Origin of the sequence: Marinobacterium sediminicola, from assembly GCF_022343685.1 — a bacterium.
Taxonomy (GTDB): domain Bacteria; phylum Pseudomonadota; class Gammaproteobacteria; order Pseudomonadales; family Balneatricaceae; genus Marinobacterium; species Marinobacterium sediminicola.
This window is the reverse complement of the sequence record NZ_CP092123.1, coordinates 313988-327776: the sequence shown is the minus strand read 5'-3', so window position 1 is coordinate 327776 and position 13789 is coordinate 313988. Positions and strand designations below refer to the sequence as shown.

General features: G+C 59.2%; 12 protein-coding genes. 9 read left to right on the top strand and 3 right to left on the bottom strand.

Annotated features, from left to right (window positions below; genetic code table 11):
- On the top strand, positions 1 to 2478 hold the full coding sequence (locus LN244_RS01520; protein WP_239041104.1) for a penicillin-binding protein 1A: 2478 nt from the start codon (positions 1 to 3) through the stop codon (positions 2476 to 2478).
- Positions 2479 to 2555: 77 nt separating this feature from the next.
- Here LN244_RS01520 and LN244_RS01515 read toward each other — a convergent pair whose 3' ends face one another.
- The 3 genes from LN244_RS01515 to rpmE form a co-directional block, all read right to left on the bottom strand.
- The gene (locus tag LN244_RS01515; RefSeq protein ID WP_239041103.1) at positions 2556 to 3800 is read right to left on the bottom strand and encodes a malic enzyme-like NAD(P)-binding protein; all 1245 of its coding nucleotides are present in this window, start codon (positions 3798 to 3800) and stop codon (positions 2556 to 2558) included.
- Positions 3801 to 3898: 98 nt separating this feature from the next.
- Complete coding sequence (locus LN244_RS01510; protein ID WP_239041102.1) at positions 3899 to 4678, bottom strand: thermonuclease family protein; 780 nt, start codon at positions 4676 to 4678, stop codon at positions 3899 to 3901.
- Between the two features lie 37 nt (positions 4679 to 4715).
- Positions 4716 to 4931, bottom strand: a complete 216-nt coding sequence (gene rpmE, locus LN244_RS01505) for a 50S ribosomal protein L31 (protein ID WP_239041101.1) — start codon at positions 4929 to 4931, stop codon at positions 4716 to 4718.
- 228 nt (positions 4932 to 5159) lie between these two features.
- Between rpmE and LN244_RS01500 the strand changes: the two genes are divergently transcribed.
- From LN244_RS01500 to LN244_RS01465, 8 genes are all read left to right on the top strand, one after another.
- Positions 5160 to 7364 carry a primosomal protein N' gene (locus LN244_RS01500; protein ID WP_338037883.1) on the top strand — a complete coding sequence of 735 codons (2205 nt, stop codon included), beginning with the start codon at positions 5160 to 5162 and terminating at the stop codon, positions 7362 to 7364.
- An 81-nt stretch (positions 7365 to 7445) separates the two neighbouring features.
- Positions 7446 to 9203 carry an arginine--tRNA ligase gene (gene argS / locus LN244_RS01495; RefSeq protein ID WP_239041100.1) on the top strand — a complete coding sequence of 586 codons (1758 nt, stop codon included), beginning with the start codon at positions 7446 to 7448 and terminating at the stop codon, positions 9201 to 9203.
- Between the two features lie 3 nt (positions 9204 to 9206).
- On the top strand, positions 9207 to 9845 hold the full coding sequence (locus tag LN244_RS01490; RefSeq protein WP_239041099.1) for an SPOR domain-containing protein: 639 nt from the start codon (positions 9207 to 9209) through the stop codon (positions 9843 to 9845).
- A gap of 118 nt (positions 9846 to 9963) precedes the next feature.
- Positions 9964 to 10503 (top strand): ATP-dependent protease subunit HslV, encoded by a 540-nt coding sequence (gene hslV / locus LN244_RS01485; RefSeq protein WP_239041098.1) that lies wholly within the window; start codon positions 9964 to 9966, stop codon positions 10501 to 10503.
- A gap of 2 nt (positions 10504 to 10505) precedes the next feature.
- Positions 10506 to 11843, top strand: coding sequence for an HslU--HslV peptidase ATPase subunit (gene hslU / locus LN244_RS01480; RefSeq protein ID WP_239041097.1), 1338 nt, complete (start codon positions 10506 to 10508; stop codon positions 11841 to 11843).
- Between the two features lie 47 nt (positions 11844 to 11890).
- The gene (locus tag LN244_RS01475; RefSeq protein WP_239041096.1) at positions 11891 to 12271 is read left to right on the top strand and encodes a gamma-butyrobetaine hydroxylase-like domain-containing protein; all 381 of its coding nucleotides are present in this window, start codon (positions 11891 to 11893) and stop codon (positions 12269 to 12271) included.
- Between the two features lie 83 nt (positions 12272 to 12354).
- Positions 12355 to 13113, top strand: a complete 759-nt coding sequence (ubiE, locus tag LN244_RS01470; protein ID WP_239041095.1) for a bifunctional demethylmenaquinone methyltransferase/2-methoxy-6-polyprenyl-1,4-benzoquinol methylase UbiE — start codon at positions 12355 to 12357, stop codon at positions 13111 to 13113.
- Positions 13114 to 13148: 35 nt separating this feature from the next.
- Positions 13149 to 13772: a ubiquinone biosynthesis accessory factor UbiJ gene (locus LN244_RS01465; protein ID WP_239041094.1), complete on the top strand. Its 624-nt coding sequence runs from the start codon at positions 13149 to 13151 to the stop codon at positions 13770 to 13772.
- The last annotated feature ends 17 nt before the right edge of the window (positions 13773 to 13789 follow it).

The following is a 13789-nucleotide window of genomic DNA, read 5'->3' as shown; positions in this document are numbered from 1 at the left end:
ATGCGTATTCTGAAACGGCTATTTAAGTGGTTACTAACACTGTCTCTAATCGGCGTCTTTACTGGCTTTGCGACTTTTGCCGGCGTGTATTACTACTTCAGTCCGGAACTTCCCGACGTTCAGAGCCTTAGAGAAGTTAAATTCCAGACACCACTTCGCGTTTATTCCGCAGACGACAAACTGATTGCCGAATTTGGCGAAAAGAAACGCTCCCCGATCCCGTACGAAAAAATCCCCGACAATTTCATCAAGGCATTGCAAGCAGCTGAAGATGCGCGCTTCTTCGACCACTTTGGCATCGACATCAAGGGCCTTAGCCGTGCAGCCTTCCAGCTTGCTTCAACAGGACGCATCCAGAGCGGCGGCTCCACCATCACCATGCAGGTTGCCAAAAACTTCTTCCTTACCCGGGAACAGACCTTTAAGCGCAAGTTCATCGAAATTCTGCTGGCCCTGCAGATCGAGCAGGAGCTGAACAAGCAGGAGATCATGGAACTCTACGTCAACCAGATCTACCTCGGACACCGCGCCTATGGCATCCAGGCCGCCGCCAATACCTATTACGGCCAAAACATCGAAGACTTGAGCCTGGCACAGCTTGCCATGATTGCCGGCCTACCCAAAGCCCCTTCCGCCTTCAACCCGATCACCAATCCACAACGCGCTCTGGAGCGCCGAGACTGGATTCTGGGCCGCATGCTCCAACTGGGATACATCTCTCAACATCAGCATGAAGAAGCGGTTTCTACCCCGGTCACAGCACGCTACCACCGCAGCGACATCGAACTGGATGCTCCCTACATTGCGGAAATGGTTCGACAGCAGCTTTATGAGCAGTATGGTGAAGACCTTTACACCGATGGCTACCGTGTCTGGACAACCGTAAACAGCGGCATGCAGAAAGAAGCCACCGCCGCGCTGCGTCGCGGCCTGCTCGACTATACGGACGATCACGGCTACCGCGGCGCCGAGGCCAACATCGACATCGATTCACTGAACCCTGAAGACCAGCTTAACGCGCTGCGACAGTACACCGCTTACGCCGGACTGGAGCCCGCTCTGGTACTGGAGGTCACCGACAGCGGTGCTCGCCTCTTACGTACGGATGGCAGCGAGAGCCCGCTCGACTGGGCCGGGATCCAATGGGCGCGACCCTACCAAACCGTACACTGGACAGGCCCCGCGCCGAAACGCCCGGTAGACGTACTCAACGCCGGCGACATTATTCGGGTCATGCTGGATGATAACGGAGAACTTCGACTCACCCAGATGCCACAGGTTCAGGGCGCCCTGATCGCACTAAACCCTCAGGACGGCGCTATCCGCGCATTGACCGGCGGTTTCAGCTTTTACCACAACAAGTTCAACCGGGTTACTCAGGCCTATCGCCAGCCTGGCTCCAACATCAAGCCCTTCTTGTACACGGCCGCGCTGGAGAACGGATTCACTCCCGCTTCCATCATCAATGATGCGCCGGTTGTCTTCCATGACGTGAGCCTTGAGGGCACCTGGCGCCCCGAGAACGACAACGGCAAGTTCAATGGCCCGACCCGTCTACGCGAGGCCTTGTTCCGCTCACGCAATCTGGTATCGATACGCCTGATGCGCGCCCTCGGTATTGAGCAGGCGCGCGATTTCATTTTGCGCTTCGGTTTCGAGCCCGAGAACTTCCCTGGCAACCTCTCACTCTCACTGGGCAGCGCCAGCGCCACACCTCTTCAGGTCGCACGCGGCTATGCCGCACTGGCCAATGGCGGCTTCCTGGTACAACCCTACCTCATCAGTCGAATTGAGAACGCTGAGGGCGAGATCCTGTTGCAGGCAAACCCGATTCAGGCCTGCCCGGATTGCGCCCCGACCAGCACCTCAGAGAATACCAGCCCGGCACTGACCGGCGATGACACAAGTCCTTCTGACAGCGACAATCTGGTCGCAACAGAAGCACCGATACTGCTCCCCCCTGAGCAGATTCCGGCAAGCCCGACGCCGGCACCGCGCATCATCAGCCCGCGCAACGCCTTCCTGATCTACGACGTCATGCGTGATGTCATCACCCGCGGCACTGGCACCCGCGCTCAGGTGCTGCAGCGCGCAGACCTGGCGGGCAAAACCGGCACCACCAACGAGCAGAAAGATGTATGGTTCAGCGGCTTCAGCCCTGATCTGGTGGCTACCACTTGGGTAGGCTTTGACCAGCCGTCCCCCCTTGGCCGTGGTGAATACGGCAGCAGCCGAGCCTTGCCGATCTGGATCGATTTCATGGAAGAGGCACTGCAAGGCATTCCGGACAACCCGCCAGCCGTTCCTGAGGGTGTCGTACGCATCAGCATTGACCCCGCCACCGGCAAGCGCGCCTATCCGGGCCAGGAAAACGCCATGCCCGAGTACTTCAGAAGCGAGGATGTGCCACGCGAAACGGCCCGCAGCCCGGAGCAACAGCTCAAGGCACCGGCGACTGAAGCCATTTTCGGTTTCTGAACCGACCACTCGACAGGCATAAAAAAACCGCTGCGAACGCAGCGGTTTTTTTGTATTTTCCCGTGATACCGGCTGACTTACAGCGGGTAGCTCGCCGGGATCGGCAAACGTGCCACTCCAGTATCCACTGCAGCTTTGGCAACAGCGTAGGAGATTGCACCCAGCAGACGGGAATCAGTCGCCTTCGGCAGGATGTATTCACGACCGAACTCCAGAGCATCCAGACCGTAAGCGTTCAGTACTTCCTGAGTTACCGGCTCTTTCGCCAGATCAGCCAGAGCACGAACCGCCGCAGCCTTCATCTCTTCATTGATCGCGGTTGCACGAACATCCAGTGCACCACGGAAAATGAACGGGAAGCCCAGTACGTTGTTTACCTGATTCGGGTAATCGGAACGACCAGTCGCCATGATCACATCAGAACGGGTCTCACGCGCCAGTTCCGGCTTGATTTCCGGATCCGGGTTTGCGCAGGCGAAGACGATCGGGTTGTCCGCCATCTTCAGCAGGTTTTCCGGTGACAGCAGGTTCGGACCAGACAGGCCAACGAACACATCTGCGCCAGTAATTGCGTCTTCCAGAGTACGCTTGTCGGTTTCAGTGGCAAATGCCGCTTTTTCCGGTGTCAGATCTTCACGACCGGAGTGGATCACACCCTTGCGGTCCAGCATGAAGATGTTTTCGACCTTGGCACCCATATTGATCAGCAGCTTCATGCACGCGCTGGCAGCAGCGCCCGCACCCAGGCATACGATCTGTGCTTCTTCCAGCTTCTTGCCAGCCAGTTCCAGCGCGTTGATCATGCCGGCCGCGGTTACAATCGCGGTGCCATGCTGATCATCGTGGAAAACCGGGATCTTGCAACGCTCGATCAGGGCGCGCTCGATCTCGAAGCATTCAGGTGCTTTGATGTCTTCCAGGTTGATTCCACCGAAGGTTTCAGCGATACGCGCTACGGTATCGATGAATGCCTGCGGGCTCTCAGCATCCACTTCAATGTCGATAGAGTCGATATTGGCAAAACGCTTGAACAGCAGGGCCTTACCTTCCATCACCGGCTTGGAAGCCAGCGGACCCAGGTCACCCAGACCCAGGATAGCGGAACCGTTGGAGATCACGGCAACCAGGTTACCTTTGGCAGTGTAGCGATACGCTGCTTCCGGGTCCTTGGCAATCTCACGGACCGGTTCGGCCACGCCCGGCGAGTAAGCCAGGGAAAGATCGCGCGAAGTCTCAGCAGGGGTAGAGAGCTCTACACTGATTTTACCTGGACGAGGAAACTCGTGGTAATCGAGAGCAGCTTGTTTGAAATCTTGAGACATGGTTGCTGTTTCCAACTAAGGTTTAATAAGACGGACTTGCATCATATATAAAACCTATAACCACAACAACCGTGCTTCGGGCGATGCAATTTAGCACTTCAGTGCTCTCTTATGTGGTACTTATGCATCACTCTCAACAGCCAGCGCTGCTGGCCTGCAGCCAAATTCTGCTGACGCTGCAAGCGATCCACCAACCAGCCACGGGCCTCCAAAACCTGCCCCGTTTGCCAGAGATCCGCCCCAACCTCATCGACCACGTCCTCTGACAAAAACAGCGCCAGGTGTTGATCCAGGTCGATATAAAGCCCCCGCCGGGTCGGCGTGATCCTTGTCACCCTGCCTCGCACGACAGCAAAGCCACTCTGGCTGACATCCCCTGCCGCCACTGGCGACTGTTGCCATAACCGCTCAGACTTCTGCCTCGCTTCCTGCTCTGCCTCAAACAGACAATCAGCCAGGCGTTCATCGCTACCCATGGCCAACGCATAACCCAATCCCTCTCGCACCATCCATTCGGCAGCAAGACGGCCATCCGGCAGATAAAGATGCGCCAACAGTCGCCCATAGCGGTCACGAGACTCGCTCCCCGGCAACAGGTAAACCCGCTGTCGGTCTGCCCGTTGTTTCAACCAGTTACGTGCTTCCCGGGCATAAGGCTCATCAGCACGCCCGTCGCGCCCCATCTCCGGCGTGTTCACACCCACCAGGCGCACCTTGCGGCCATCCTGCAGGCGCAGGGTGTCACCATCGTAGACATGATCAACATGAGCCGAGAAGCCGCCGGGCAATTGCGAACAGGCAGCCTGCGTCAGCGCAGGAAACAAAAGAAAAAAAACAAGCAGACACACGGCCCGCGCAGATACAAAAAAGGCACTCATTATGAGTGCCTTTTTTTGTTCACGTGGAAAGAGTCGCTTACGACTTGAAGCCACGAGAACCGAAACGTTTCTTGAAGCGGTCAACACGGCCACCAGAAGTCGCTTCCTTCTGCTTGCCTGTGTAGAACGGGTGGCACTGGCTGCATACGTCGACCAGCATGTCCTGACCCAGAGTAGAACGGGTGTTCATTACGTTACCGCAAGAACAGGTAACTTTGATTTCGGTGTATTCCGGATGGATACCAGCTTTCATCTTAAACCTCGACAAAATTGGCGTGCCGCCACCCGGTCGCATCTGACGCCAGGCACCGCACATTTATTTGCGTGCTTTCAACAAGCACAATATATGTACAACCAAGGCGCGAAATTATACGCACTGTTACCCCTGCGGGCAAGCATCCAAAACCATTCCCTGTTCGTGCCAAAACCCCTAGACTGCAGCCTTAGATTCAGCGCTTATTCGCCACTCAGAGGCCCCATTTTGATTTTCCGCGTCGCCATACCCACACCTCTGTACCGCCTGTTTGATTACCGTCCGCCGATCTACGGCCCGGAGACGGCTCAACCCGGCTGTCGGGTGCGCGTACCCTTCGGCCGTCGCGAGGTCATTGGAGTACTGGTTTCGCTGGAGACCGAAAGCGAATTCCCTCTGAGCAAACTAAAACCGGCGCTGGAACTGCTCGATACCACCCCCGTACTCACTCAGGACCTTTTCCAACTGACCTCCTGGGCGGCTCAGTACTATCAACATCCATTGGGTGATGCTCTGCAACAGGCACTGCCGGTTCTGTTGCGCCAGGGACAGCCCGCGCACTTCCAGCACCAGACACTATGGCGACCTTCCAGCGAAGCTGATCTTAACCAGCTGTCGTCCCGCGCCGAGCGCCAGCGTGAACTGCTAACCTTGCTCCTGGAACATCCTCAGGGCATCAGCACCGACGCCCTGCGCGCTGAAGGGGGCAACCCTGCCCTGCTGAACACACTCAGCGAAAAAGGGTTGGCCGAGTCTTTTGAACGCCCCCCCGCACTCCCCCATGCAGACAACACCGGCCATGAACTCCTGCGTGAAGCACCATTGCCCCTGCATGACGAGCAACTTCAGGCCGTTGAAGCCATGCACCGGGCTCAGGGGTTTGCCCCCATGCTGCTGGAGGGTGTCACCGGCTCAGGCAAAACCGAAGTCTACCTGCAGGCGATTCAGCGCTGCATTGAAGAAGGCAAACAGGCACTGGTCCTGGTCCCCGAGATCGGGTTGACCCCCCAAACCATTGCCCGTTTCAAGGCCCGCTTCCGCGTACCGGTGTTGGCTCTGCATTCAGGACTGACCGACCGCCAGCGCCTGGATGCCTGGCTCTGGGCTCGGGAGGGCAGCGCACGCATTCTGATAGGCACCCGCTCGGCCATCTTCACACCGTTAAAACACCCGGGACTGATCATTGTCGACGAGGAACATGACGGCTCCTTCAAACAGCAGGACGGGTTTCGCTACCACGCCCGCGATCTGGCGATCTTCCGGGCTCGCGAGCACGGTATCCCGATTTTGCTCGGCAGTGCCACGCCCTCCCTGGAAACACTGCAGAACGCCCTCAGCGGACGCTTTCGCCACTTGCGCCTGACCCGCCGTGCAGGCAATGCGAAACCGCCCAGATTCGAGCTGCTCGATATCCGCCAGCAACAGCTGGATGCCGGACTCTCCGCACCTCTGATCAATCGCATTCACGAACATCTGGCCCGCGGCACCCAGGTATTACTGTTCCTGAACCGGCGCGGCTTTTCCCCGGCTCTGGTCTGCCACGATTGTGGCACCCCCGTTGATTGCACCCGCTGCGATGCACGCATGACCCTGCACCGCCAGCCGCCACACCTGCACTGTCATCACTGTGACCGTCAGACCCCCATCCCTCGTCAATGCGCCCAGTGCGGCAGTGACCAGTTGAGACCGGCCGGCAGCGGCACCGAAAGAGTCGAAGATCGCCTGGCCGTACACTTCCCCAAGACACCGATTCTGCGGGTCGATCGTGACAGCACTCAGCGCAAGCATGCACTGGAGCGGATTATGGACCAGGTTCATCAGGGCGACCCCTGCATACTGGTTGGCACCCAGATGCTGGCCAAGGGGCACCATTTCCCGAAGGTGACACTGGTCGCCATTCTGGATGCCGATGCCGGTCTGTTCAGTGCGGACTTTCGCGGCATGGAAAAAACCGCCCAGCTGATCCTGCAGGTTGCCGGTCGCGCCGGGCGTGCCGACCTGCCCGGCGAAGTACTCCTGCAGACGTTCAACGCCGATCACCCCATGCTCAACACGCTGGTCCATGCCGGCTACGACGCCTTTGCCCGCGAAGAATTGCAACTGCGCCGCGGCGGCTACCTGCCGCCCTTTGCCTACCATACGCTGATTCGCGCCGAAGCCACCCGCCAGGGGCTGGCAGAAAGCTTCCTGCTCAGCCTGCGCGAGCTCGCCGCCCAGCAACAACTGTTGCCGGACAGTGTTCAGTGCATCGGTCCCTTTCCCTCTTTGATGGAGAAGCGCGCAGGACTGTTCCGGGCGCAACTGCTGCTTCAGGCAGGTCAGCGCAAGCCCTTGCACCAGACGGTGTCGATCCTGATCGGACTGATGCAGACACACCCGGAAGCGCGAAGGGTGCGATGGACGCTGGATGTGGACCCAATCGACAGCTACTGACTGGCAATTAACCACTTTCGCGGCGTACAATATCCGGTTTATTGCATCATTCTGATCTTCAATTCCAGCCAGAGTACCCCGATGAAAGAACAGATTGCCCAACTGATTGAGGCGGCACTTTCAACCCTGACCGCTGACGGCACCCTGCCCGCCGACATCACGCCCAACATCCAGGTGGAAAACACCCGCGACAAGGCCCATGGCGACTTCGCCAGCAACATCGCCCTGACTCTGGCAAAACCGGCCCGACGCAATCCGCGTGAACTGGCTCAACTGCTGTGCGACGCCCTGCCGACCAACGGCAGCATCGAGAAAACCGAGATCGCAGGCCCCGGCTTCATCAATTTCTTCGTCAGCCAGGCTTCGATCTTCAACGTGGTCGGCGACATCCTGGAACAGGGTGATGGTTTCGGCCGCGGCGAGGCCAACTCCGGCCCTCGCATGCAGGTCGAATTCGTTTCCGCCAACCCGACAGGTCCTCTGCACGTCGGCCACGGCCGTGGCGCGGCCTATGGCGCGACTGTCGCCGACCTGCTGGAAGCCGCCGGGGTCGAGGTTGAGCGTGAATACTACGTCAACGATGCCGGCCGCCAGATGAATATCCTCGCCGCCAGCATCTGGCTGCGCTACCTGGAGCTGAACGAGCAGGAGCTGACATTCCCGAGCAACGGCTATCAGGGGCATTACATCCGCGATATCGCCCACGACCTGATCAAGGACCACGGCGACCGTTTCAACCGCCCGATTGCCGATGTATTTGCAGACATTCCGGCTGACGAACCGGCCGGCGGCGACAAGGAAGTGCATATCGATGCCCTGATCGAGCGTGCCCAGCAGCTGCTGGGTGACGACTACGAACTGGTTTTTGATGCCGGTCTGAACTCCATCCTGGCTGACATCCGTGAAGATCTGGGCGAATTCGGCGTCAATTACCAGGAGTGGTTCTCCGAGCGCTCCCTGACCAGCAGCGGCGACGTCAGTCGTGCACTGGAGCAGTTGGACGCCAAAGGCTTCCTGTACGAGCAGGACGGCAACATCTGGTTCCGCTCCACCGACTTCGGTGACGACAAGGACCGTGTGGTCAAGCGTGCCAACGGCCAGACCACCTACTTTGCCTCCGACATCGCCTACCACATGAACAAGTTCGAGCGCGGCTTCGACAAGGTGGTCAACATCTGGGGTGCCGACCACCACGGCTACATCGCGCGCGTAAAGGCGGCCATCCAGGCGATGGGGTACGACCCGGACAAGCTGGAAGTGCGCCTGGTGCAGTTCGCGATCCTCTACCGCGGCAGTGAACGCGTACAGATGTCCACCCGCTCCGGCTCCTTCGTCACCCTGCGCGAGCTGCGCAACGAAGTCGGCAACGATGCTTGCCGTTTCTTCTATGTGACCCGCAAGGCCGACCAGCACATGGACTTTGACCTGGAGCTGGCCAAGTCAGAATCCAAGGACAACCCGGTGTACTACATCCAGTATGCCCACGCCCGCGTCTGTTCGGTACTGCGCAAGCTGGAAAGCGAAGGCATGGCCTGGGACCAGGCCGCCGGTCTGGCGTCACTGGAGCGACTGGAAAGCGAAACCGAAAGCGATCTCGTCAAGCAGCTGGGCAAATACCCTGAAACCCTGCAGCATGCGGCACTCAACTTCGAGCCGCATGTACTGGCCAACTACCTGCGTGATCTCGCCGGTGATTTCCACACCTGGTACAACGGTCACAAGCTGATCATCGATGACGCCGAACTGCGCAACGCCCGCCTGACCCTCAGCGTCGCCGTACGTCAGGTACTGGCCAATGGCCTGAAACTGCTGGGCGTGTCCGCACCGGAGCAGATGTAAGTAATGGCCAAGCAGGATTTCGCCCGCAAGCGTCGCAGCGGCAACAGCGCCAGCCCAAAGCCGGCGCGCCAGCCGGCCCGACAGGCTGCCCCAAAGCGTACGGCGCCCCCTCCGCGCCGAACGCCCTGGGGACTGATGCTGTTCACGCTGGCAGTGCTGGGCGGCCTCGGCTACCTGGTCTACACCCTGCTGCAAACACCGCCGGAGACGGCCCCGGCCTCGGCCACGACCACAACGGTTGCACCCAAGCCGGCCTCGAAACCGACACCCAAACCGGCAGTCCCGTCACAGCCTGAGCCCGAGCCGGAAAAGAGCAAGTTCGAGTTCTACGAAATGCTGCCCAAGGCAGAAGTCGTGGCGCCCAAGGTGGAGGCCTACAAGTCGACCCCCAAGGACGCCAAGATGGAGCATCGCTATCTGTTGCAGGCCGGTTCCTTCCGCGACCCGGGTGATGCCGAACGGATGCGTGCAAAGCTTATTCTGCAAGGCTTCCCCGGTGTACGCACCGACCGCTCGGAAGGCAGCAATGGAGTCTGGTATCGGGTTCGTCTCGGTCCTTTCGACAACCAGACCGAAATAAACCAGGCTCACAACAAGCTGGGCAAACTCAATATCATTCCGATGCAGATCCGGATCGACTGATCCGGGTCCCCCCTTGAAATTCCGTCACCCGCATCCATATCTGTAGTCATCTGACACCCGGGTGAGCCCTGACAGCCTCCTGGGGTGTCCATTATCGGACCGACAGGATTTTTTTCTTATGACAACTATTGTTTCCGTGCGCCGCGGCGACCAGGTCGTAGTCGGCGGTGATGGCCAGGTTTCACTGGGCAACACCGTGATGAAAGGCACCGCCAAGAAGGTCAACATGCTGCCCAAGCATCAGGTGATCACCGGCTTTGCAGGCAGCACCGCGGATGCCATCACCCTGCGCGACCTGTTTGAGCAGCAGCTCGACAAGCACCAGGGCAACATCGTCAATGCCGTGATCCATCTGGCCCGTGAATGGCGGTCCGACCGCGTACTGCGCCGTCTGGAGGCGCTGATGCTGGTAGCCAACCGTGACAAGACCTATCTGATATCCGGCAACGGTGACGTGATCGAACCGGAAGACGGCGTCATCGCCATCGGCTCCGGCGGCAATTACGCACTGGCCGCGGCTCGAGCACTGGTGGACAACACCGAACTGAGCGCACGCGACATCGTTGAGAAAAGCCTGCATATCGCCGCCGGTATCTGTGTCTTTACCAACGACAACCTGACTATCGAAACCCTGACCAGCAGCCGCGAGGAGAGCTGAACATGTCCAACATGACCCCGCGCGAGATCGTGCATGAACTCAACCGTCACATCATCGGTCAGGACAACGCCAAGCGCTCCGTCGCAATTGCACTGCGTAACCGCTGGCGCCGGATGCAGCTGAACGACGAGCTGCGCCCGGAAGTGACGCCCAAGAACATTCTGATGATCGGCCCGACCGGTGTCGGCAAAACCGAAATCGCTCGCCGCCTGGCCAAGCTGGCCAACGCTCCCTTCATCAAGGTAGAAGCCACCAAGTTTACCGAAGTGGGCTACGTTGGCCGCGACGTGGAAACCATCGTCCGCGACCTGGTCGAGATGGCCGTCAAAATGGTACGCGAGCAGGCGATGGAACAGGTCCGTTTCCGCGCCGAGGAAGCCGCTGAAGAGCGCATCCTGGATGCCCTGCTGCCGCCGGCACGTCCTACCGGCTTTGGTCAGGAAGAACCCAGCAAGACCGACAGTGCTACCCGCCAGATCTTCCGCAAGAAGCTTCGTGAAGGCCAACTGGACGACAAGGAGATCGAGATCGAGGTGGCACAGACACCTGTCGGTGTCGAAATCATGGCGCCTCCCGGCATGGAAGAGATGACCAGCCAGCTGCAGAACATGTTTGCCAACCTGGGACAGGATCGCAAGAAGACCCAGCGCCTCAAGGTCAAGGATGCGTTCAAGCTGCTGACCGACGAGGAAGCGGCCGGCATGGTCAAGGAAGAGGAAGCCAAGCAGAAGGCAGTGGAACTGGTTGAGCAGAACGGTATCGTCTTCCTCGACGAGATCGACAAGGTGTGCAAGCGCGGTGAGAGCAACAGTGGTGGTGACGTGTCCCGTGAAGGGGTTCAGCGCGACCTTCTGCCGCTGATCGAAGGCTGCACCGTCAGCACCAAGTACGGCATGGTCAAGACCGACCACATCCTGTTCATCGCATCCGGCGCCTTCCACCTGGCTCGCCCATCCGACCTGATCCCCGAACTTCAGGGCCGTCTGCCGATCCGTGTCGAACTGAACGCCCTGACGCCGGACGACTTCCGTCGCATCCTGACCGAACCCAAGGCCTCACTGACCGAGCAGTACAAGGCGCTGCTGGCAACTGAAGGCGTCAACGTGGAATTTACCGAAGACGGTATCGAGCGTATTGCCCAGCTGGCGTTCGAGGTCAATGAACAGACCGAGAACATTGGTGCCCGCCGTCTGCACACCATGATGGAACGCCTGCTGGACGAGCTGTCGTTCGTGGCCTCCGACAAGTCCGGCGAAACCATCCGGATCGACGCAGACTACGTCAACGCGCAGCTGGATGAACTCAGTCACGACGAAGATCTGAGTCACTACATCCTCTGATGACCCTTAGCCGGGGTGAACCCACCCCGGCCTTTACGGAGCCCACCATGAATACTTCGGTTCCCCTGCCCTCCGATATCAAGCTGCACCTGAAGTCCCGCACGCTGGAACTGATCTACGCCGACGGCAGCTTTGAGCTGACCGCCGAATTTCTGCGTGTACACTCACCCTCGGCCGAAGTTCGTGGCCACGGCATCGGTAACGGCGTATTACAGACCGGCAAGCAGCATGTCGGCATCAAGGGTGTTGAGCCGGCCGGCAACTATGCCCTGAAAATCATCTTTGATGACGGTCATGACTCCGGCCTCTACACTTGGGAGTATCTGTACGATCTGGCCCACAATCAGGATGATTACTGGCAACGCTACCTGCAGCAGCTGGAAGCAGCCGGAGCCAGCCGTGACAACGGCCTGATCGCAAGGGGCTGACTGCCCCCGCCTACACGGGTGCGACAAACGCCGGGGCGCAGAGTAGAATGCCCCCAACCAGATCAACAGTCGGACAGAGAACAATGTCAGAGCAGAACGAGAAAAAAACCACTCACTTCGGCTATCAGGACGTCCCGGTCGAAGAGAAGGTCAAACGTGTTGCCGATGTCTTTCATTCGGTAGCAGGCAAGTACGATCTGATGAACGACCTCATGTCCGGCGGCATCCACCGCCTGTGGAAGCGCATCACCATCGACCAGAGCGGCGTGCGCCGGGGCCACAAGGTACTCGACATTGCCGGCGGCACAGGCGACCTGACGCGCAAGTTCGCGCGTATGGTCGGCTCCGAAGGCAAGGTGGTGCTGGCCGACATCAACGACTCCATGCTCAAGGTGGGGCGCGACAAGCTGCTTAACTCCGGTGTCGCCGGCAACGTGGAGTACGTTCAGGCCAATGCCGAGTGTCTGCCGTTTGAGGACAACACCTTCGACGTCATCACCATCGCCTTCGGTTTGCGCAACGTCACCGACCAGAATGCGGCCATCGCGTCCATGCTGCGCGTGTTGAAACCGGGTGGCAAACTGATGATCCTGGAGTTCTCCAAGACCGACAACCCGGCCCTGACCAAGCTGTATGACTTCTACTCGTTCAACATTCTGCCGCAGATGGGCAAGGTGATCGCCGGTGACGCCGACAGTTACCGCTATCTGGCCGAGTCGATCCGCAAGCATCCCGATCAGGAAACCCTGAAAGGCATGATGGAGCAGGCCGGCTTCGTCAACTGCCGTTATCAGAATATGACCGGCGGCATCGTGGCCCTGCATACCGGCATCAAACCCTGATACTGTCCTGAACCCGGTCCCACAGGAGTAACGTCATGGCCTCAGGAATGATCAACGCGACGCTGCTGACCCTGGCCGAGGCAAGCCTCAATCGAGTGTTGGCAAGAGACCCGGTGACCCTGGCGCGACTGGGCGAACTGGCCGGGTGCGAAATCCGCGTCGAGTGCCATCAACCGGAATGGCATTGCACCCTGTTGCCCCACAATCAGGGTATCGACCTGCTGGCCGAGAGCGGTGACGAAGCCGACGCCTGTATCCGCGGATCTGCGCTGAACCTGATACGCCTGCCCCAGGCGGGCAATCAGGTGCTGTTCGGACACGGCGTGACGATTGAAGGGGATAGCGGACTGGTCCACCGGCTGCAACAGATTCTCGCCGACAGCCAGATCGACTGGGAAGCCTGGCTGGCCGACATTATCGGCGACACCGCGGCACACCCGCTGGCCAACCTGCTGCGCACCGCCGCGCACCAGCTGCGCTATGGCAGCAGCAGCCTGATCCACAGTCTGGAAGAATACCTGCACGAAGAAGCGCGTCTGCTGCCAACACAGGTAGAAATCGATATCTGGCAGGAACAGGTGGAGGAACTGCGCGAAGCGACCGACCGGCTGGAGGCACGCATCGCACGACTGGAACACAAGCAGGCCCGCACCGATTGATGCAGACCTGCTCAAGG

Coding starts and splice junctions, on each gene's coding strand:
- LN244_RS01520 (WP_239041104.1), top strand. CDS start 1: ATGCGTATTCTGAAACGGCTATTTAAGTGGTTACTAACACTGTCTCTA.
- LN244_RS01515 (WP_239041103.1), bottom strand. CDS start 3,800: ATGTCTCAAGATTTCAAACAAGCTGCTCTCGATTACCACGAGTTTCCT.
- LN244_RS01510 (WP_239041102.1), bottom strand. CDS start 4,678: ATGAGTGCCTTTTTTGTATCTGCGCGGGCCGTGTGTCTGCTTGTTTTT.
- rpmE (WP_239041101.1), bottom strand. CDS start 4,931: ATGAAAGCTGGTATCCATCCGGAATACACCGAAATCAAAGTTACCTGT.
- argS (WP_239041100.1), top strand. CDS start 7,446: ATGAAAGAACAGATTGCCCAACTGATTGAGGCGGCACTTTCAACCCTG.
- LN244_RS01490 (WP_239041099.1), top strand. CDS start 9,207: ATGGCCAAGCAGGATTTCGCCCGCAAGCGTCGCAGCGGCAACAGCGCC.
- hslV (WP_239041098.1), top strand. CDS start 9,964: ATGACAACTATTGTTTCCGTGCGCCGCGGCGACCAGGTCGTAGTCGGC.
- hslU (WP_239041097.1), top strand. CDS start 10,506: ATGTCCAACATGACCCCGCGCGAGATCGTGCATGAACTCAACCGTCAC.
- LN244_RS01475 (WP_239041096.1), top strand. CDS start 11,891: ATGAATACTTCGGTTCCCCTGCCCTCCGATATCAAGCTGCACCTGAAG.
- ubiE (WP_239041095.1), top strand. CDS start 12,355: ATGTCAGAGCAGAACGAGAAAAAAACCACTCACTTCGGCTATCAGGAC.
- LN244_RS01465 (WP_239041094.1), top strand. CDS start 13,149: ATGGCCTCAGGAATGATCAACGCGACGCTGCTGACCCTGGCCGAGGCA.